This window comes from Bradyrhizobium sp. LTSP885, assembly GCF_000938305.1.
Lineage (GTDB): Bacteria > Pseudomonadota > Alphaproteobacteria > Rhizobiales > Xanthobacteraceae > Bradyrhizobium.
This window is the reverse complement of record NZ_JYMT01000042.1, coordinates 677,214-696,029: the sequence shown is the minus strand read 5'-3', so window position 1 is coordinate 696,029 and position 18,816 is coordinate 677,214. Positions and strand designations below refer to the sequence as shown.

Below are 18,816 nucleotides of genomic sequence, written 5' to 3'. Positions count from 1 at the left end.
CAGCCGCAGCTCGTGATGCCGGATACCCTCGTGTTCTGGTTGCGTTCCGCTAGTCGGCCGCGCATTATATACTTGCCGCCGCCGTCGCGGTTGCGCTGTGTGCGCTGGCGTTCCTGCTGCGGCGGCAGAAGCTGTTTCCCGCCATCGTCATGGCGGCGGCCGTGGCCGCGGGATTTGCCACTGCGACCTGGAAGACCGCGCGGATCGCGCACGGCGTGCTGGCGCGGCCGATGTTCTCGGTGGCGCTGACCGGATTTGTCGAGACACGCGACGTCAGAGAGAAGACCGACCGCTTTGTGCTGCGCGTGGTCTCGATGGAGAGCCCGCGGGACACCACGAAGCTCGAGCGCGTCAGGCTCTCGGTGAAGAAGGGCACCGCGCCCGATGTCGGCAGCTTCGTCGAACTGAAGGCGCGGTTGCAGCCGCCGCTCGGACCACAGCGCCCGGGCTCCTATGATTTCGGCCGCGACGTCTATTTTCAGGGCATCGGCGCCTCCGGCTTCGCGATGGGCGCGATCAAGACCAGGGAGCCGCCGGCAAGCGGCGGCCTCGCGCTGCGCTACGCGGCCGTGATGCAGAACCTGCGCGATGCCATCGACGCGCGCATCCGCACGTCGCTCGACGGTGACAAGCGCGCGATCGCGACCGCGCTGCTCACTGGCCGACGCGATGCGATCACCACGCCGGTCAACGATGCGATGTTCATCTCCGGGCTTGGCCACGTGCTGTCGATCTCCGGCTATCACATGGCCGTCGTCGCGGGCGTGGTGTTCTTCGTGGTCCGTGCGCTGCTGGCGCTGTTTCCGGCGCTGACGGCGGGGCATCCGATCAAGAAATGGGCGGCCGCCGCCGCGCTTGTGGCCGCGGCGTTCTATCTCCTGCTGTCGGGTTCGGAGGTCGCGACCCAGCGGTCGTTCTTCATGACGGCCGTGGTGCTGATCGCGGTCATGGTCGATCGCCGCGCAATCACGTTCCGGACGCTGGCGGTGGCGGCGCTGATCGTGCTGGCGATCGCGCCGGAAGCGCTGGTGCATCCGAGCTTCCAGATGTCGTTCGCGGCGACGCTCGGGCTGGTGGCGCTGGTCCAGATCGGGATGCCGAAGCTCATGGCCTCGCCGGATCATTCGGCGACCGCGCGCGTCGCGCTGTGGGGCGGGCGCGAAATCTCGATGTTGGTGCTGGCCTCGCTGGTGGCGGGGCTCGCGACGACGCCCTATGCCGCATTCCACTTTCACCGCGTCACGCCTTACGGGCTGCTCGCCAATCTGGCGGCGATGCCGGTGGTGTCGGCGATCGTGATGCCGGCGGGCCTGCTGGGACTGCTCGCCATGCCGTTCGGGTTCGACGGCGTTTGCTGGACTGTCATGGGTTTCGGCATCGACTGGATGATCGTGGTCACGCAATGGGTTGCGGCGCTGCCCGGCGCGGTCGGCCGCATGGCGGCGTTTGGCGTCGGGCCGCTGATCGTGGCGAGTGCCGGGCTGGTCCTGCTTGGGCTGTTGCGCACGCCGCTGCGCTGGTCGGGCGTGGCGTTGCTCGTGGTGGCGCTGATCTGGGCGGTGAGGGTGCCGCAGCCGGATGTGCTGGTCTCCGCCGACGGCCGCAACGTCGCGGTCCGCGGCGGCGACGGACGGCTGCATCTGATGCGGAGCGCCAAGGACGCCTTCCTCGTCAAGGAGTGGCTGGCGGCGGATGCCGATGCGCGGACGCCGGCCGATCTCTCGCTGGCCGACGGTGTCTCCTGCGACGAGAGCGGCTGCGTCACCGCGGGCGCTGGCGGTGGCTTCGTCGCGCTGGCGACGCGGCCCGACGCGCTGGAGGATGATTGCGAGCACGCGACGCTGATCGTCACCGCGCGGTCGGCGCCGCAGGGCTGCGCGGCCTCCGTGATCGATTCCGCGCGGCTGCGGCGCCACGGTGCGATGATGCTGCGCCGTCTCCGTGACGGCTATGCCATCGACGCGGTCAAGCCCGGTGGCATCGACCGGCCTTGGTCGCCGGCGGTTCCCGGTGAACCCGAGAGCGACACGACCCTGCGCACCCCCGGCGCCGCGCCGCGGCCGGCGGTCGATGCGACCCCAGCGGAAGCGGATATTCAGGGCGACGATTAGTTGGGCTCGGACGACGGCCCGGTCGGCAGCTCGAACAAACCGAGGTGGTACTCGGCCGCGTCGGGATCAGCGTCGGGTATCTTGACGAGGGTGAAGGCGGCCTGGGGAAACTGCTCCCAGACCTTGAGGTCGGCGGCCGTCACCGTCAGCCAGCCGAACCGGAACATGTAGCGGCCCGGCTCCGTGACGCGTCCAGCCTTCTGCCAAGTGACCTTGTCGACCACCGCGCGTGTCCTCGTCCGCGCGCGATGATGCGCCAAGGCGCCATCAGACGCAAATCCTCCGGATGCGCCCCGGAACGCGCGCCCGGGGTCGCTCAAAATCGCCTAACGACACTGCCGCGCGGAGGCTCATCCTGCGGCGACGATGGTCTCAACCCAAAAACAGCAACGCGAATACGGAGGGCCGCCGCTCCAGGACCTTGGGCTCGCGCTCGACGGTCGACGTGACCGCCGGCAGCTGCAGCACGGTGACGCGCTGGCCTTCGCAGAGCTGGGTCACCAGCACGCGGTTGCCGTCGGGGAATTCGACCGCATCATGATGGCGATCGGGAACGTCGGGCTCGACCTCGTTGAACACGCCGACGCGGTAGCCGATCGTCCTGGTCCAGAGCCAGCGGCCATCGTAGCGGACGTTCTCGGCGAAGGCGAGTTCGGTGCCCGGACGCATGCACACCGCGACAGCGGGATCATGCTCCGAAGCAAAGCCGCGGGTCGACGTGCCGCGGAAGGTCGTGGTGACCAGCGTGTCTCCGACGACGGCGGGGCGCGATGCCACAGCGTGCAGACTATAGTCACACATCGGATGGCTCCTCATTTCGAGGTAGCGACCCGTGCCTCTCCTTGAGGCATAGGGCCTCTACCAGAGTGGACGATAGCGTGCGATCTTCTTCCCGTTTCTGGGCGATTGTACGACTGGCCGTGGAGCGCTCCGATCACAAACGCGCTACAGCGCGTTTGTCGCCGTCAATATTTGCGTCAGTACTTGCGATAGAGCCCGATCAGCTTGCCCTGGATCCGCACCCGGTTCGGCGGCAGGATGCGCACTTCATAGGCGGTGTTGGCCGGCTCGAGCGCGATCGAGGCGCCGCGGCGGCGGAAGCGCTTGAGCGTGGCTTCCTCCTCGTCGATCAGCGCCACCACGATATCGCCGGTGTTGGCGGTGTCGTTGCGCTGGATCAGCGCCATGTCGCCGTCGAGAATACCGGCTTCGACCATGGAATCGCCGCGCACTTCCAGCGCGTAGTGTTCGCCGGAGCCGAGCATGTCGGGCGGGACGCTGATGGTGTGGCTGCGGGTTTGCAGCGCCTCGATCGGGGTACCGGCCGCGATCCGGCCCATCACGGGGACGGCGACCGGGCGGTTGCTGTCCTCCTCGGCCGTCATCGGCGCGGTCGAGCGTTTGCCGAGCGTGCCCTCGATGACGCTTGGTGTGAAGCCGCGCCGGCCATTGCCGCCGCCGCCGGAGAGCTCGGGAAGCTTGATCACCTCGATGGCGCGGGCGCGGTTGGGCAGGCGGCGGATGAAGCCGCGCTCCTCAAGGGCGGTGATGAGGCGATGGATACCGGATTTCGAGCGCAGGTCGAGCGCGTCCTTCATCTCGTCGAAGGAGGGCGGCACGCCGGCCTCTTTCAGACGTTCGTTGATGAAACGCAGAAGTTCGTACTGTTTGCGCGTGAGCATCTCGAGCATTCCCCCGGTTGGTAGCGTCGTTCGATTCCGAGACTTCAGAAGAAAGCCGGATCTCGGGAGCGCGAAACTCCGAGATGGACTCCCATTTGGTGACACCAGTACTCGAAACAAATCATGAACGGACACTATATGTTCGATATGTGTTCCGCAACCACTTAATTTCAGGTGAACGTAACTGGCACTCCCGATGCGCGGCTACTGCGAAAGCCTCACTCCGGCATTGTCAGGATCTCGCACGCCGTGCCCTTGGCGGCGGCGGGCGCAAACGGGGGGCGGATCAAAAGTGCCCGTGCCGCAGCGAGATTTCCCAACAGCGAGCTGTCCTGCTGCGTGACCGGCGTTGCGATCAGCGTGCCGTCGTCGCGCTGCTCGAGCCGCGCGCGCAGATAATCCTCGCGCTGGTCGTTGGCTGCGAGATCGCGGCCGAGCAGGGCGCGCTCGCGGACATGATGAACCGCCTTGCGGCCGCAAAGGCTGCGAATCAGGGGCACCAGAAACAGGAAGGCGCAGACATAGGACGACACCGGATTGCCGGGCAGGCCGATCACCCGCATTGCCCCGAGCCGGCCATGCATCATCGGCTTGCCCGGCCGCATCGCGATCCGCCAGAACGCCATATTGACGCCCTCGGCCTCCAGCGACTGCTTGACCAGATCATGGTCGCCGACCGAGGCGCCGCCGGTGGTGATCAGGACGTCGGCCCCAGCGTCGCGCGCCCGGCGGATCCCCGCGGTGGTCGACGCCACAGTATCGGCCGCGATTCCGAGATCGACGGTCTCGGCACCCTCGGCGCGGGCCAGCGCCCGCAGCGCATAGCCGTTGGAATAGACGATCTGGCCGAGGCCGGGGCGGGAGCCGGGCATGACGAGTTCATCGCCGGTCGCCAACACCGCCACCTTCGGACGGCGGCACACCGGCAGCTCCGGATAGTTCATCGCGGCCGCGAGCGACAGCGCGCGGTCGGAAAGGTGGCTGCCGCCTGCCAGCAGCACATCGCCCTCGTGGAAATCCACGCCGGCCGCGCGGATATGCCGGCCCTTGGCGGCGGCCTCGGTGATGGTGATGTGGCCGCCGTCGGTGCGGGTGTCTTCCTGGATGATGATCGCATCGGCGCCATCGGGGATCACGCCGCCGGTAAAAATCCGCACCGCTTCGCCGGCGCCGACGCTCCGCTCGAACGGCCGGCCGGCCGCGACCTCACCGATCACCTTGAGCCGGGCCGAGAGATCAGACGCATCGGCCGCGCGCACCGCATAGCCGTCCATCGCAGACATCGGCTGCGGCGGCTGGGTGCGCCGCGCCGCGATGTCGCGCGCCAGCGTGCGGTGATAGGCGGCATCCAACGCCACCATCTCCTCGGGCAGCGGGTCGGCGCCTGCGAGAATGGCGGCGAGGGCATCGGCAACCGGCATCAAGGCCACGGGCAAAGCTCCTCAGATTCCAAGTCTTCAAATTCCAAGTTTCTTAAATTCCAAGTGCGGTCAGCGCCCTTGCCACGTCATCCGTCGATGTCACGTGGATGGCCTGAAGGCCGCGCGCCCGCGCGCCTTCGATATTGGCAGCCGAGTCGTCGAAGAACAGGATCCGCGACGCCGGCACGCCGATCGCTTTTACCACATGATCATAGGCCTCGGCGTCGGGTTTCCGGAGGCCGATCGTCGAGGACAGGAAGACGGTCCGGAAGTGGCCGAGCAGGTCGGCATAGGCCGCCGAGAAATGCGCGACATGGGCCGGGTTGGTGTTGGAGAAGGCATACAACGGCATCCGCTTTGCGGCGTTCGCGAGCAGGGGGCGGATGCCCGTCATCTCGCCGGTGAAGATCGCGTTCCAGCCCTCGAGGAACTGCGCGTCGGTGAGGTCGACACCGAGCGAGCTCCGCAGATTCGCGAAAAATGCCGCGTCGTCGATCCGGCCGATCTCGTGATGCTTGAAACTGTCGTCGACCACGAAACGTTTTGCGAGGTCGGCGGGCACGCAGCCGGCGTGCTGCGCCCAGCGCGCCATCACCTCGCCGAAGCTGATGTCGAGCACGACGCGGCCGATATCGAACAGCAGCACGTCGACGGAATTGGGGGAAAGGGAGGAGGTCATTGCGGGAACGGTGTACGAAAATTTATGCGCAACATCAACGCTGTCGTCCCGGCGAAAGCCGGGATCCATAACCACAGGGTTGTGTTGTCGAAAAAAGCTGTAGCCCCAGCGGCGCGCGACAATCGGCATTTGTGGTTATGGGTCCCGGGTCAAGCCCGGGACGACACCGAATTTGTGGCGCGACCTGCGAGTCATACACCAACATTCTCGCGACATGATTGTCCGAGCTTTACAAAAAAACGAAATGACTTCTGTCGCGGGATCTTGTGCCGCGGGCAAATCAGTGATCGTGATTTCCGGCGGGAACGCGCGGAGCCGGCAACTCACCCCGCATGGGGCACCGTCGACACGATCAACGACAGTCCGGCGAACAGCAGCAGCACCAGGACCGACTTGCGGAACGTCTCATCGTCGATTTTTCCAAAGAGCTTGAAGCCAGACCAGAGACCGGCGACCATGAATGGAATGCCCAACGCGTACAGTGCCAACGTGTCTCTGGTGATTGAGCCGGCAGCCGCTTGAGAGATCGAGATCACGACGAACGCGATGAACAGCACCGGCTGAAACACGGCGCGCTGCACCTCCTTGGGCCAGCCGCGCCATTGGCACGAGATCGTCGAGATCATGCCGCCGAGGCCGGTCAGGCCGCCCAGCAGGCCGTTGGAAACGCCAATCGCCAGGTCAGATCCGATTCCAATCTTCATCGGAGCGAATACCGGCCGCGTCAGGCCGTAAATCGCGTAAAGCTCAAGCAGCACGCCGACGCCGAACCGCAGGTAGGTGGGGTCGAGGTAAGCCAGGATGCTGACGCCGATCGGGATGCCGATGACGGTCCCAAGCGCGAGCGGCCAAGCCTTCCGCCAGTCGATTGTATGGCGCAGCTTGAAGATGCCATAACCCTGCGTGAGCAGACCGTAGCCGGCGATCAAGGTGGCGGTTTGTATCGGCGTGAGGATGTGCAGCCATACGCCCGATACGACGAGGCCCATCGCAAAACCGGAAAAGCCGCTGACAAAGCCGCCGACGAAGGCGGCGAGGGCAAAGAGCGCAAAGAAAAATCCATCCATAGAGTCGCTCCCCCGAACGAGGTGGCGAGCGCTTGGATGGAAGGCCCATCTAAACGGGGAGGCTCCAATGATCCCCTGTCACGACATTACCGAGCACGGTCAAGCGAAGCAATCTCCGTCTTGAAACCTGCTTGCGATGTCGCGTAAAGTACTTGTCGTGGGGACAATGCAGACTCCCCGTCAGACCTCTCCGTCCAAGCTCTGCGCGACACGCGATCCGTCGTGGAGCTTGCGCATGGACACCGAACACTCTCCTCACCACAAGACCGTTGCAATCCTTTCGCGTGGAGACGCTACCGCACGTCGGGACGCAACACCGCAAAACAGTCGTTTCATCCGCGTCTTCGAAGCGCTCTCCGCTGTCGGCATCGAGGCCCGTCCGGTTGTCTACGACGAAGCCTTCGCCGACGCGGTCCGGAACGAACTGCTCGCGGTGGATGGCGTCCTGGTCTGGGTCGACCCGATCCACCAGGGCAAGACGCGCTCGGCACTCGATCCGTTGCTGCGCGAGATCGCGGCGCAGGGCCCTTGGGTGAGCGCAGATCCCGACATCATTCTGAAGATGGGCGTCAAGGAGGTGCTCTACCGAACGCGCCACTTGGGCTGGGGCGGTGACACGCATCGCTATGACAGCGCAGACGCCTTCCGCATCGAATTCCCGTCGCGCCTTCGGGCCGGCGGCCCGCGGGTGATCAAACAAAACCGTGGGAACGGAGGCCAAGGCGTCTGGAAGGTGGAAGCTTTGCCGGATACGGACACGGAGGTCCGGGTGCTCCATGCGCTGCGGGGCAGCCGGCCCGAGGAGATGCCGCTCGACTCGTTCATCGCCCGCTGCGAGTCGTATTTCGGATGGGGCGGCTGCATCATCGACCAGGCGTTCCAGCCCCGTCTGCCCGAAGGAATGATCCGCTGCTACATGAGCGGGTCCAAGGTCGCGGGCTTCGGTCATCAGTTGATCAAGGCCTTGATGCCGCCCCCGGCGGAAGGCCCGGACGCGCCTGAAGCGCAACCGGGGTCGCGGATGATGCATGGGCCCGATGCCTCGCTGTTCCAGACACTGCGAAGGTCGATGGAGGATAAATGGACCCCGCAGTTGATGGAAACGCTTGATATCGATGAAGCGTCGCTGCCGGTGATCTGGGACGCGGATTTCCTCTACGGCCCACGGGATTCGGCGGGCGCGGACACCCACGTCCTCTGCGAAATCAACGCGAGTTCGTGCTTCGCAATCCCCGACGAGGCGCCGGCGGCGATAGCGCGGACGGTCAAGGACCGCATCCTTCAAAACCAACGAGCGGGTTCCGGCTGATAGGAGCCGCTGCGACGCGTGCCCATCTAGGTTTCCCGGCTATATTGCTCGTACAGTTTTGCGGCGTTGTCCCACTTGATCGCTTCCATGTAGATGTCGACATAGCGCGCGGCCGCGGCACCATAGTCCATGTGATAGGCGTGCTCGTACATGTCGAGCACGAGCACCGGGCGGCCGCCGGCGAGCGTCGTCGTATGGTCGGCCGCCCACTGGTTGACGAGCCGTTTGTCGCGCGGCGAGTAGGACAGGATCACCCAACCCGATCCGCCGCCTTCCGCCTTACCCATCGCGGCGAACTCGGCGCGCCATCGCTCCATGCTGCCGAAATCACGTACGATCGCCTCGATCAGCGGCCCCTTCGCGCTGCCGCCACCGCCGAGCCCATCGAAATAGATCTCGTGAAGGATCATCGAGTTCGAGGCAATCAACTCCTCGCGTTTCAGTCCATTGATGACGAAATTCGGAGCTTTCGCGAAATCGAGCTCGGCGAGCTGCGCGCCGATCGCATTCAACCGCTTCACGGCGCCGACATAGTTGTTCTCGTAGTGGCTGACGAGAACCTTCTCCGAGATGCCGGTGATGGATTTCGGATCGAACGGCATCCCCTTGGCCTGGTACGCCATTGGCCTTACTCCTGTCTCCTGAATGGCCTGCGCAAGGGCAGGTGTCCCCGCAAGAATCGCAGTTGATGCCGCGGCCGCACCAACGCCTCTGATGAAATCCCGGCGCTCGTTGTTCACTGTCATTAGGTCCTCCATTTGTTCGCCGCCCCCGATGTCCCCGTCTTGAACCTCAGCTTTTCAGATGACGCCGGCCAGACGCATCAGGACGCCCGCGATGCATGACGCGGCGAGGACGATCAGCATCCCCACCTTGAAGCGAAAGATCGCGATGGCCGCGGCGAGCGACAGGGCAAGCGCCGGAAGGTCGACGCTGCTCAGTACGGGCGCGTCGAACGACAGGCCGAATCCATGGACCGGAAAGGTCTGCCGGAACAGCGTATGCAGTGCGAACCAGATCGAGAGATTGAGGATGACGCCCACGACCGCCGCAGTGATGGCGGACAAGGCGCCGGCGAGGGCCTTGTTTCCTCTGAGCGCCTCGATGTAGGGCGCCCCGGCGAAGATCCAGAGGAAGCACGGCGTGAAGGTCACCCACGTCGCCAGCAACCCGCCGAGCGTTCCGGCGAGCATCGGCGATAGTCCACTGGCTTCGCGGAACGCGGCCATGAAGCCCACGAACTGGACGACCATGATGAGCGGCCCGGGCGTGGTCTCCGCCATGCCGAGGCCGTCGAGCATCTCGCGTGGGCTTACCCAGTGATAGTATTCGGCCGCCTGCTGCGCGACGTAGGCCAGCACCGCGTAGGCTCCGCCGAACGTTACCATCGCCATCTTGCTGAAGAAGATCGCGATCTGGCTAAACACGTCGTTTGGGCCCTGAGCGAGAAGGATTACGAAGACTGGAACCAGCCAGAGCGTTAGCCAGACTGCGGCAACCCGCAGCGTGCGCATCGCATTCGGTCGAACGTGATCCGGGACAGCTTCGCCGAGCATACTATCGATTGCAGCCGAACTCTTGCCGCCGTGTTCGATGGCTGCAAATTCCGGCCTGCCGAGCCGGGCCCCCACGAAGCCGATGATGGCGGCTGCGATGATGATAAGCGGGAAGGGGGCTCCGAAAAAGAAGATCGCGACGAAGGCGGCCGCAGCGATGCCGATCATGATTGGATTGCGCAATGCGCGTTTGCCGACGCGGACCACCGCCTGGATGACGATGGCGAGCACCGCCGCCTTCAGGCCGAAGAACAGGGCCTCGACGAAACCCACGTTACCGTAGGCGGCATAGATGTAGCTGAGCCCCATGATGGCAAAGATGCCGGGCAGGATGAACAGTCCTCCCGCCACAATGCCGCCGGCGGTCCGGTGCAGCAGCCAACCGATATAGGTCGCGAGTTGCTGGGCCTCCGGCCCGGGCAGCAGCATGCAGTAGTTGAGTGCATGCAGGAAACGCCCTTCCGAAATCCAGTTCTTCTCCTCGACGAGGATGCGGTGCATGACGGCGATCTGGCCGGCCGGTCCGCCGAAGCTCAGGATCGCCACGCGAATCCAGACCCGCAGCGCCTCATTGAAGGAGATGCCGTGCGCGTACTCCCTTACGCGCACTTTTTCGTTGGCCGCGATTTCAGTCATGGCTTCACCTTGTTGGTCGGCCAATTGTGCGTCTCCTTGGTCGCGTCGCGGCACCAGCGAAAGAAGGCGTCGTAGAGGAGAAGGCCGGCGCTCAGCTGTTCGAGGTCGTCGTCATACATCCGCGACAGGCCAAGCGATGCCGCGAGCAATCCGGGCGCCTCCGGGGAGAGGTCAAGCCGCCCGGTATCGGCGGCCCGGACCATCGTCGCAAGCCGCTCCAGCGGCGGCGTCGAGAGCCCGAATTCCTGGACCATCACGTCGAACGTGCAGAGTTCGCCGCGATGGCTCCAGAACACGTTCTCGATGTCGAACGGTGTTGCCCCAAAGCGCTCGGCGACCGCCTCAACCTCAGGGGCCGTCACAAAGAGGAAGACAGCGGCGGGATCGATGAAGCGGCGGATCAGCCACGGGCACGCAATGCGGTCGATCTTGGGGCGCGAACGCGTGACTCAGACCGTGCGGCCGCGTCCGTCACGTTTGGGAATCTTGTCGGCCGGGACGGCCGGCAGTTCCGCGCCCGTCCAGCCGAGATGCCCGCCTTCGAGGACTTCGGCCTCGACGCTGGCACAGCGCAGCAACGCGGCGGTGCCTTCGCTGAGCTTCTTCCCTTTCTGGCAAATGACAACGACGGACTGGCCGGTCATGCGCGAGGCCCAGTCCTGGACGTCGAGATGCGATCGGCGCACCGCGCCGGGTATCAGCCGCGGATCGGCGGCGAAATCCTCATCAATGCGAACATCGATGAGGGCCGGCGCGTTGGCCGTTCCAATAAGTCGGGATAGTTTTTCGGATGAGATTGCAGTGTATGATGACATGATGCGCCCTTGGTGAACCAGGACGCGATTCTTGGGCATGTCGCCTCGCGGGGAGATCGCACTTCCCCGTGCCCCAAATAGAAACCCTGCCGTTCGCTGTGTCAACCTCGGTGTGCGGGAACGGTCTCAAGGAATCGCGAAGTGGTCGTTACAACAGTCGTCACGGAACTGAGCAAAGGGGCGTCGCACCCGGACGAGCGCGATTGTTATTGCGAGTCGTAACGGACCAGTCGGGCCAGTGTTGTGATTTCCGCCGATCGGGGCAGAGCGCAAACGGCCGGCGAGGGAATCAAACCGGCGCTTTAGACCGAAGCAGACGCAGGAACCATCTCTAGACGGGCAGTGGCCAAGTGATGTCCTTGCCCTTCAGTTCCTTGTAGCGTCGTGCGTGAGCACGGATGCTTCCGAGATCCGACATGCCGCGCGATAGCCAATCTCGATCAAGGCGAGCGGCATTGTCGATAGCTACCATGGCGGTTGCCTGTATCGCGCGTTTCGAGAAAGCATAAGCCGTATAGCAATCCGGAGGCACCAGGGCGGCCCATGCGACGGCCGCGACCAGCAACTTATCCGGTGCGACCGTCTGCTGAACAATGCCCATTCGGGTCGCGGCCGCGAGATCGTAGATTTGACCGAACAAGGTCAATTCGAATGCCGCGCGCGGGCCGACCGCGTGCTTGATGATCTCGCAGTAGACGGCCGGCATCGGGATGCCGATGGGCACCTCGTTCAATGAGAACTGGAGCGGACCTTCGCCAGCTATCCGGTGATCGCAATCGAGCGCAGTAACCAGCCCGCCGGCATAGGCGTGGCCGTTGATTGCCGCCACAGTGGGTCTTGGGTACGTGAACAGACGCAGGTTCGTAGCGCGATAAGCGTCGAACCAGGCGTCAATCTCCTCGAGCGATCGGCGCGCGAACAACGGAAAGTGATGGTCAAAGTCGAGGCCTGCCGTGAAGACCGCACCCGATCCGGTCAAGACAACGGCGCAATCATCGAACTCGGCTTCGAGACGGTCGAATGCTGCATGGAGATCGGCGAAGAAAGCCGGATTTTGCGCGTTGACCTTGTTGGTATTCATGGTCACCACCGCCACATGCGGGTGCTTGCGCTCAATGGTCCAGGGCATCGGACGTCCTCTGATTCAGGATCACGTGAGTTTGTGGTGCCCCCATCGGACGAGGGATCGAACCTAGTGGCTCAACCGGCGTTTGTTTTGGTCTCAATGGGCCACACCGCGATCCTTAGACGAGCGAATCGACCAGTGTCTTGAAGAAATCGGACAGCCCGGGCGTGCCGTCCTTGCCATGCCCGCTTGAATGCCCCGGGCGAAACGCCGGCGTGCCGCTGAAATTCCCTGGTCAGGTGTGCCTGATCGGAGAATCCCAGATCAGAGGCGATCACCGACAGTCCGACACCTCCCGTCGCAATTTCATACACTGAACGACGGAACCGCTGCATTGCCAAAAAGCGCTTCGGCGGAAAGCCGGTCGATGCCGTCATTCGCCTGTGAAGCGTTCGCACCGTTCCCCCTACGTGATTTGCAAGGTTGCCAACTCGGTCGTGCGACGTCTCAAAACGGTCGTCACTCACGACTGAGCCGTGCCGGGTCTGCTGTGAAAGTGCGAGTAAGGCCTGGTCCAAATGATCGAGGACGTCGAGACACGACGGCCTTCCTTTTGTGACCCGCGCTAGCGAGTTCTGACACGCAACAATGGCCGGGTTGTCCGTATGCAACGGATCTGACCAGGTCGGCTTGAACTTTATGCCGATGATCCAGCCGAAGAACGTTCTGCCTTTCTTTCGATGACCGCCGTTTGGTTCGTTCAAGACGACTTTGCCGCTGTGTCCGGAACCCGATGCAGATTCTGGAAAGATGAAGGCGAGTTCTCTGAACGGCGAGGCGAACGCCAGGCGGCTTTCAGTCAGTTGTCCGCGATCTTTCAGGACGTAAATCGAGTCTACGAAGCTGCCGTGGTCTTCGGCCGGCGCGAACTCGGCATAAAAGGAGGGGCGTGCGAAGACGGTGTCGCCATCTTCGGCCACCTGAGATGGCCCGGTCGGCCATTGTTGATCGCTTGCTGCCAAGTTCGCAGAATCCCGAATTTCGCCTATTTACGTGTGCCATCTTATCAACCGCAACTAGAGCGGCGCAAACCTAGCAGATCACGCCCGCAAAAGATGTAATGCGGTTCACATGCCATTCTTTCTAACGAGGGCGTCTGTTTTGCCCGTCCGCGCGAGATGAAAGCAGACGGCCCCGTGGGCGTTGGCACAGGAGGACTGTCACCGCAATTGCGATTTGCTGCTGACGCGAACCTATGATTGCGCAGTCGCTGGTGGTAATAGCAGATTGCCATTTATTGTGATGGCGTGAGACGTGGAGGTAGTCATGAAAAAACTTTCTGCTGCGTTACTCGGATTGGCTATTCTTTCGATCGTCATTTGGTCTGTGGCTACGCCGGCTCTGGCGTTGGGCGGCTGCGGTCCAAACGGTCACCGTAATGGATGGGGACGTTGCGTCTTCGGTGGCCAAAATCAAAATTGGTGTCTGAGAAAGACGGGCCATACTGCCACTCGTATGCCCGACGGGACAATGCGTTGCTTATAGGTTGAAGCAACTCGCCTTGAGCGGCGCGGTCGGCGCCCGCGATGCAAACGGCGCAATGACTTTCGCTTGAACAGATTCATTCACCGGAATGAGGCCGCTTCAACAGGCGGCCTCTTCGCTTCTCGCATCCAGCGCGAGGCCAAGCCGTCCGGGCGTTGACGCCCGAGCGTTTTGCCGCCATATATGCGGCATGAACGCGCTTCGATCAGCCGCATCGACCAGCACCGCGACCGCTTACGGCGGGTCGCCTTCTGGTTGCGCGCGCTAGAGACAAGCGTATTTCACCCAGAAAAGGCCCCGCCGGCGACGGACGGGGCCTTTTCTGTGTTTGATGATCCCCGTCCGCGCTTGGTCCCCTCACAAGGAATGAAGCCATGGACGATCTCGACCACAGACATCTCGGCGTACAGCACAAGCTCTGGCACCTTCAGGAAGATGCACCGGGCATGGTGTTCTGGCATCCGCGCGGCACCGCGATCTACCGGGTGCTGGAGGACTATGTTCGCGGCAAGATGCGCCGCGCCGGCTATGCCGAGGTCCGGACGCCGCAACTGCTGCCGCAGGAGCTCTGGCAGCGCAGCGGCCACTGGGACAAGTTCGGCGAGTACATGTTCCGCCTCGACGACGGCGAAGCGGCGATGGCGCTGAAGCCGATGTCGTGCCCGTGTCACGTGCAGATCTTCAACAAGGGGCTGCGGTCGTGGCGGGAGCTTCCGATCCGCTATGCCGAGTTCGGCGCCTGCCACCGCAACGAGCCGTCCGGTTCGCTCCACGGCATCATGCGGACGCGCGCCTTCGAGCAGGACGACGCCCATGTGTTCTGCCGCGAGCAGGACGTGGAGGGCGAAGTCGCGTGCTTCATCGCTTTGCTGGGCGAGGTCTACCGCGATCTTGGTTTCCCCGACTACGAAGTCGCGCTGGCGACTCGGCCGGCGGTGCGCGCCGGCGACGACGCGACCTGGGACTGGTCGGAGGCGAAGCTCGGCGATGCCGCGCGGCAATGCGGCCTCGCGCCTCAGATCAATCCCGGCGAAGGCGCGTTCTACGGACCGAAGCTGGAGTTCGCGCTGCGCGACCGGCTCGGCCGATCATGGCAGTGCGGCACGGTGCAGCTCGACGGCGTGCTGCCGCAGCGGCTCGAGGCGTCCTACATCGCGCCCGATGGCAGCCGCGCGACGCCCCTGATGATCCACCATGCGATCTTCGGATCGCTCGGCCGGATGATCGCGATCCTGCTCGAGCACCATGGCGGCGTGCTGCCGTTTTGGCTGTCGCCGGACCAGGTCGCGGTCATGCCGATCTCGAAAGACCAGGCCGGATACGGCGCGGAGGTGATGGCGGCGTTCGATGATGCCGGGATCAGGGCCGTTGCCTATGACGGCGCCGACACCCTGTCGCGGCGCATTGTGGCGGCGCGTGACATGGCGGTCCCGGTGATGGCCATCTTAGGCCCGCGCGAGATGAAGGACGGCCGGGTGAGCCTGCGCGAGCGCGACGGCTCACAGGCCGACATTCCGCTGGCCGAGGCGGTGTCCCGCCTGCAGGCGAGGGCCCGGCCGGGCGTGGTGGTGGCGGAAGCGTTGTAAGATGTGCTGCGACGGTCGCAGAAATTGCTACCCAATCATCCGATCTATTCGGCGGGTTCTACGTCTCTTTCCAGCTGAGGTTTTTCATACAGGACCGCGTTCAGCAGAGAGCGATGCACCTCGATCTTTCCGTTGTAGCTGATCAATCCCAGCTTGCGAAATTTGTTCAGGAAAAAAACTCACCCGGGATCGGGTCGTTCCGATCATCTCCGCCAAGGTTGCTTGATTGATCGAAGCATCGATTGCCGTTGGCTTGCCATCCTTGCCGAAATTGGCGAGCAGAAGCAGAAGGCGGGCGAGCCGCTTCTCGCTCGAATTGAACAGCTGGTCGATCAGATCTTCTTCAATGCGGTTGCTCCTGGTCACCAGGTAAGTCACGAAGAGTTCTGCAAATCTTGGCTCCTTGCGGAGCGCCGCCAGCATCGCCTTTCGCGTGATTGAGGTGATAAGGCACTCCTCGATCGCCTTCGCGGTCCCGATGCGGACCGCCTGACCATTCAGACATCCCTCGCCAAAAAACTGCGCAGCGTCCAAGATGCCGACGACGGCTTCTTTTCCCTGCTCGGAAACAACGGTCACCTTGACCTTGCCCGATTGGATGTAAAAAACCTGATCAGCCTCTTCGCCTTGGGCGTAGATGATCCGACCCTTGCGGTACTTCCGTATCGCTTTTCCGGTCCCGACCGCGGCCAGAAAAGCCTGAGGATCGAACGTTCGCTTCGCTGACTTCATGAGTCCTCCTCAGGACCACCAATGCCATATTAAAAATGTTCCCGTGTGGTCAATATTGACCAGCGGACCGATCTGCAAGGGGAGAACATCGCCCGGTCCGCGGCTGATGTCCGGTAATGTGTTGTGCACCCGCCCGGGCAGAAAGGGGTGCGGCATGCTCGGCTTTCACAAATTACCAACCGGTCCGCCGCTTAGCGTCATAGAGCGCCCGCGCTGCTGGCACTGCGAGACCCGCACCCGGCTGGCCCGCATTGCGCCGGGCTCGGCGGGTCATGAACTCCGCACGTTCGAGTGCCCCAAATGTGACCGTGCCCAGCGGACCCTGTTGGTCAGCGACCCCATGAGCGGCGACGCGAGAGGCTGGCTTAGCGGCGAGCTTAAATCTCCGGACTAGAATCGGCAACTCCCAGGAGATCAGGATGTCTGCTCAAATAGCCCCATCACCAATCCTGATACCGTCGAGCCCACGATGCCAGCGATGTGCGGGCGCGACAGCGGTGCAGCGCATCACGGCTTCGCGACCTGGGCACGAGCATTGGACGCTGCGCTGCAAAAGCTGCGGCCACGTCGATCAAATGCAAATTGTATCGGCTTCATCGCAATCCGAACCGCTCGAATGGTTCGAAAGAAAGTCAGGCTCACCGACATGATTCCTAGAAAGCGTAACAGGACGAAAGTCGTATTTTTGACGGCGGACCATCTGGATGAGCAGGCAGATGCGCGCGCCGGCGAGGCGAGACAATTGCCTGAAGGCGAGGCGAGGCAGAATGCACTTCGTAACGCAGCACAATTGAGGGTGTATGCGTCCATGAAGCGCGCGCTTGCACCACAAACCGCCAAATCGAGATGACAGACGCGGGATACGGTCCTCTCGAGATCATCGATATCCTGATACGACTGAGGTTACTGCACAATGAGCGAAACGCCTTTAGATGCGCCACGCTCCTTTCAGGCTGAACCCCTGACGACCTCGATCGAGCTGGATACGGTCGCGATCGCTGCCGGCGTCGCCCTTGGTTTGAGCGACGACGAAGACGGCTTCGAAGTGCCCGAGCGGCTGTTCGAGCAACTGCCGTTTGCGATCTATGTTTGCGACCGGGATGGCTTCGTTCTTCGCTACAACCGCCGCGCTGCCGAACTATGGGGCCGGTCGCCTGAACCGGGACATCCTGACGAACGGTTTTGCGGATCGTATCGTATGTTTCGCCCCGACGGCAGTCCGCTCCCGCACCATCAATGCCCCATGGCAGATGTGTTGCGCACCGGTGTTTCCGTCCGTGACCAGGAGATCCACATCGAGCGGCCCGACGGCTCACGCGGCATCGCGCTCGTTGACATCGAGGCGATCAAGGATCGCGGCGGCAACATTGTCGGCGCCATCAACTGCTTCCAGGATATATCCGCGCGCAAACGCGGTGAGGAGGCGGCGCTGCGGCTCGCTGCCATCATCCAATCAAGCGACGACGCAATCATCAGCAAGGACCTCGATGGCATCGTCACGAGCTGGAACGGCGGCGCGGAACGCATCTTTGGCTATCTTGCGGAGGAAATCGTCGGCAACCCAATCGCGGTTCTGATCCCGCCAGATCGCCAGAAAGAGGAAGCCGCGATCATGGGGCAAATCCGGCGCGGCCAGAGCGTCGAACATTATGAAACTGTTCGCCAATGCAAGCATGGGAGGTTGATCGACATTTCCCTGACCATTTCGCCGGTCAGAAATGCGCAGGGCAAGGTCGTCGGCGCAGCGAAAATCGCGCGTAACATCACCGAGCACAAACGTAGCCAGGCGCAGATCGTCAATCTCGCGCGTGAGGCCGAGCATCGCACAAAGAACATCCTGGCCACGGTGTTGGCGACGGTGCGGCTTTCCCATTCCGATACGTCCGATGATCTCAAGCGACTGATCGAGGGGCGCATTGGTGCGCTCGCAAAGGTCCATACGTTGTTCGTGGAATCCCGCTGGGAGGGAGCCGAGCTCCACCGTCTGGTCACGCAAGAACTGCTGGCCTACAGCGGGGAGAGCGAGACGCGCGTGCGAATTGACGGCCCGGCCGTCATGTTGGAGCCGAGTACGGCTCAGACTGCTGCAATCGCCCTGCATGAGCTCGCGACCAACGCGGCAAAATACGGATCGCTGTCGGCGGCGGGCGGTCACGTTGAAATCAAATGGTCCCTGGCGGCAGACCGAAGGCTCAGCCTGTGCTGGGTCGAGTCCGAGGGGCCAACCGTCACGCCACCCACGCACCGCGGGTTCGGCACACGCATCATGGAAAACATGATCGGCCAGTTCAAGGGTGAGGTGCGTTTCGATTGGCGCGCCGAAGGGCTGACCTGCGAAATCGCCTTGCCGCTCGCATAGGCCGGCCTGCCACGCACGATGCAGTCTGCGGTTACAACAGTGCGTTGGCCGGCATCATCTTCGGCATGACGCGCAGGTTGCGGGGAAACTCGTGAAACGTGCCGTGCTGGGTGCGTATCGCCAACAGTTGCTGCCATCCCGGCTCAGCGCCGTTCAGGATGAGAGCGCCCGTCACGATCCCGGAGAGCCCGACGCTACCGCGGGTCCAGACCACGCGGTCGTTCACTTCTGGTTCTGCTGAGGGGGTCATAA

General features: G+C 63.2%; 16 protein-coding genes and 3 pseudogenes. 6 read left to right on the top strand and 13 right to left on the bottom strand.

Annotation, left to right across the window (positions count from 1 at the left end; genetic code table 11):
* Positions 1 to 71: 71 nt before the first annotated feature.
* Positions 72 to 2,111: pseudogene (locus UP09_RS32335) on the top strand (ComEC/Rec2 family competence protein); the annotation flags it as partial.
* Here the strand turns inward: UP09_RS32335 and UP09_RS32330 are convergent.
* The 6 genes from UP09_RS32330 to UP09_RS32305 all read right to left on the bottom strand — a co-directional run bounded on the left by UP09_RS32330 (position 2,108) and on the right by UP09_RS32305 (position 6,960).
* Complete coding sequence (locus UP09_RS32330; RefSeq protein ID WP_044542720.1) at positions 2,108 to 2,335, bottom strand: hypothetical protein; 228 nt, start codon at positions 2,333 to 2,335, stop codon at positions 2,108 to 2,110. The pseudogene UP09_RS32335 and the gene UP09_RS32330 overlap by 4 nt on opposite strands.
* A 148-nt stretch (positions 2,336 to 2,483) precedes the next feature.
* Positions 2,484 to 2,912: a hypothetical protein gene (locus UP09_RS32325; protein ID WP_044542352.1), complete on the bottom strand. Its 429-nt coding sequence runs from the start codon at positions 2,910 to 2,912 to the stop codon at positions 2,484 to 2,486.
* A gap of 176 nt (positions 2,913 to 3,088) precedes the next feature.
* Complete coding sequence (lexA, locus tag UP09_RS32320; RefSeq protein ID WP_044542719.1) at positions 3,089 to 3,793, bottom strand: transcriptional repressor LexA; 705 nt, start codon at positions 3,791 to 3,793, stop codon at positions 3,089 to 3,091.
* Positions 3,794 to 4,011: 218 nt separating this feature from the next.
* Positions 4,012 to 5,223, bottom strand: a complete 1,212-nt coding sequence (locus tag UP09_RS32315; protein WP_044542351.1) for a molybdopterin molybdotransferase MoeA — start codon at positions 5,221 to 5,223, stop codon at positions 4,012 to 4,014.
* 43 nt (positions 5,224 to 5,266) lie between these two features.
* The gene (locus tag UP09_RS32310; RefSeq protein WP_044542718.1) at positions 5,267 to 5,893 is read right to left on the bottom strand and encodes an HAD family hydrolase; all 627 of its coding nucleotides are present in this window, start codon (positions 5,891 to 5,893) and stop codon (positions 5,267 to 5,269) included.
* Between the two features lie 323 nt (positions 5,894 to 6,216).
* Entirely contained in the window at positions 6,217 to 6,960 is a 744-nt protein-coding gene (locus UP09_RS32305) for a sulfite exporter TauE/SafE family protein (RefSeq protein WP_044542350.1), read from the bottom strand.
* 235 nt (positions 6,961 to 7,195) lie between these two features.
* Here UP09_RS32305 and UP09_RS32300 point away from each other — a divergent pair, with 235 nt between their 5' ends.
* Positions 7,196 to 8,269: a Cj0069 family protein gene (locus tag UP09_RS32300; protein WP_044542349.1), complete on the top strand. Its 1,074-nt coding sequence runs from the start codon at positions 7,196 to 7,198 to the stop codon at positions 8,267 to 8,269.
* A gap of 26 nt (positions 8,270 to 8,295) precedes the next feature.
* Here the strand turns inward: UP09_RS32300 and UP09_RS32295 are convergent, their stop codons facing one another.
* The 5 genes and pseudogenes from UP09_RS32295 to UP09_RS36510 form a co-directional block, all read right to left on the bottom strand.
* Positions 8,296 to 9,015 carry a superoxide dismutase gene (locus UP09_RS32295; RefSeq protein WP_156164881.1) on the bottom strand — a complete coding sequence of 240 codons (720 nt, stop codon included), beginning with the start codon at positions 9,013 to 9,015 and terminating at the stop codon, positions 8,296 to 8,298.
* Between the two features lie 54 nt (positions 9,016 to 9,069).
* Positions 9,070 to 10,461, bottom strand: coding sequence for a chromate efflux transporter (chrA, locus tag UP09_RS32290; RefSeq protein ID WP_044542347.1), 1,392 nt, complete (start codon positions 10,459 to 10,461; stop codon positions 9,070 to 9,072).
* Positions 10,458 to 11,276, bottom strand: a pseudogene (locus tag UP09_RS32285) (chromate resistance protein ChrB domain-containing protein). Before UP09_RS32285 ends, chrA begins: the two are co-directional and overlap by 4 nt.
* A 331-nt stretch (positions 11,277 to 11,607) precedes the next feature.
* Positions 11,608 to 12,405, bottom strand: a complete 798-nt coding sequence (locus tag UP09_RS32280; RefSeq protein WP_044542346.1) for an enoyl-CoA hydratase/isomerase family protein — start codon at positions 12,403 to 12,405, stop codon at positions 11,608 to 11,610.
* 71 nt (positions 12,406 to 12,476) lie between these two features.
* Entirely contained in the window at positions 12,477 to 13,364 is an 888-nt protein-coding gene (locus UP09_RS36510; protein WP_156164880.1) for a helix-turn-helix domain-containing protein, read from the bottom strand.
* A 304-nt stretch (positions 13,365 to 13,668) separates the two neighbouring features.
* Here UP09_RS36510 and UP09_RS39095 point away from each other — a divergent pair, with 304 nt between their 5' ends.
* Positions 13,669 to 13,887 carry a GCG_CRPN prefix-to-repeats domain-containing protein gene (locus UP09_RS39095; RefSeq protein WP_082070367.1) on the top strand — a complete coding sequence of 73 codons (219 nt, stop codon included), beginning with the start codon at positions 13,669 to 13,671 and terminating at the stop codon, positions 13,885 to 13,887.
* 374 nt (positions 13,888 to 14,261) lie between these two features.
* A complete protein-coding gene (gene thrS / locus UP09_RS32270) occupies positions 14,262 to 15,473 on the top strand; it encodes a threonine--tRNA ligase (protein WP_052833274.1) in 1,212 nt (403 codons plus the stop codon).
* A gap of 44 nt (positions 15,474 to 15,517) precedes the next feature.
* On the opposite strand, the pseudogene UP09_RS32265 reads toward thrS, so the two are convergent.
* Positions 15,518 to 16,205, bottom strand: a pseudogene (locus UP09_RS32265) (Crp/Fnr family transcriptional regulator).
* A 469-nt stretch (positions 16,206 to 16,674) separates the two neighbouring features.
* Between UP09_RS32265 and UP09_RS37915 the strand changes: the two are divergent.
* Both UP09_RS37915 and UP09_RS32255 read left to right on the top strand, forming a co-directional pair.
* Positions 16,675 to 17,055 (top strand): hypothetical protein, encoded by a 381-nt coding sequence (locus UP09_RS37915; protein WP_156164879.1) that lies wholly within the window; start codon positions 16,675 to 16,677, stop codon positions 17,053 to 17,055.
* A gap of 63 nt (positions 17,056 to 17,118) precedes the next feature.
* Positions 17,119 to 18,564: a sensor histidine kinase gene (locus tag UP09_RS32255; RefSeq protein WP_052833273.1), complete on the top strand. Its 1,446-nt coding sequence runs from the start codon at positions 17,119 to 17,121 to the stop codon at positions 18,562 to 18,564.
* A 31-nt stretch (positions 18,565 to 18,595) separates the two neighbouring features.
* Here UP09_RS32255 and UP09_RS32250 read toward each other — a convergent pair whose 3' ends face one another.
* Entirely contained in the window at positions 18,596 to 18,814 is a 219-nt protein-coding gene (locus UP09_RS32250; RefSeq protein WP_156164878.1) for a hypothetical protein, read from the bottom strand.
* Positions 18,815 to 18,816 lie beyond the last annotated feature (2 nt).

What these genes read in the sequence shown, in the direction of transcription:
- UP09_RS32250 (WP_156164878.1), bottom strand. Translation starts at nt 18,814, where the DNA reads ATGACCCCCTCAGCAGAACCAGAAGTGAACGACCGCGTGGTCTGGACC.
- UP09_RS32255 (WP_052833273.1), top strand. Translation starts at nt 17,119, where the DNA reads ATGAGCGAAACGCCTTTAGATGCGCCACGCTCCTTTCAGGCTGAACCC.
- UP09_RS32300 (WP_044542349.1), top strand. Translation starts at nt 7,196, where the DNA reads ATGGACACCGAACACTCTCCTCACCACAAGACCGTTGCAATCCTTTCG.
- chrA (WP_044542347.1), bottom strand. Translation starts at nt 10,461, where the DNA reads ATGACTGAAATCGCGGCCAACGAAAAAGTGCGCGTAAGGGAGTACGCG.
- UP09_RS32280 (WP_044542346.1), bottom strand. Translation starts at nt 12,405, where the DNA reads ATGCCCTGGACCATTGAGCGCAAGCACCCGCATGTGGCGGTGGTGACC.
- UP09_RS39095 (WP_082070367.1), top strand. Translation starts at nt 13,669, where the DNA reads ATGAAAAAACTTTCTGCTGCGTTACTCGGATTGGCTATTCTTTCGATC.
- thrS (WP_052833274.1), top strand. Translation starts at nt 14,262, where the DNA reads ATGGACGATCTCGACCACAGACATCTCGGCGTACAGCACAAGCTCTGG.
- lexA (WP_044542719.1), bottom strand. Translation starts at nt 3,793, where the DNA reads ATGCTCACGCGCAAACAGTACGAACTTCTGCGTTTCATCAACGAACGT.
- UP09_RS32305 (WP_044542350.1), bottom strand. Translation starts at nt 6,960, where the DNA reads ATGGATGGATTTTTCTTTGCGCTCTTTGCCCTCGCCGCCTTCGTCGGC.
- UP09_RS32295 (WP_156164881.1), bottom strand. Translation starts at nt 9,015, where the DNA reads ATGACAGTGAACAACGAGCGCCGGGATTTCATCAGAGGCGTTGGTGCG.
- UP09_RS32310 (WP_044542718.1), bottom strand. Translation starts at nt 5,893, where the DNA reads ATGACCTCCTCCCTTTCCCCCAATTCCGTCGACGTGCTGCTGTTCGAT.
- UP09_RS32325 (WP_044542352.1), bottom strand. Translation starts at nt 2,912, where the DNA reads ATGTGTGACTATAGTCTGCACGCTGTGGCATCGCGCCCCGCCGTCGTC.
- UP09_RS37915 (WP_156164879.1), top strand. Translation starts at nt 16,675, where the DNA reads ATGCCAGCGATGTGCGGGCGCGACAGCGGTGCAGCGCATCACGGCTTC.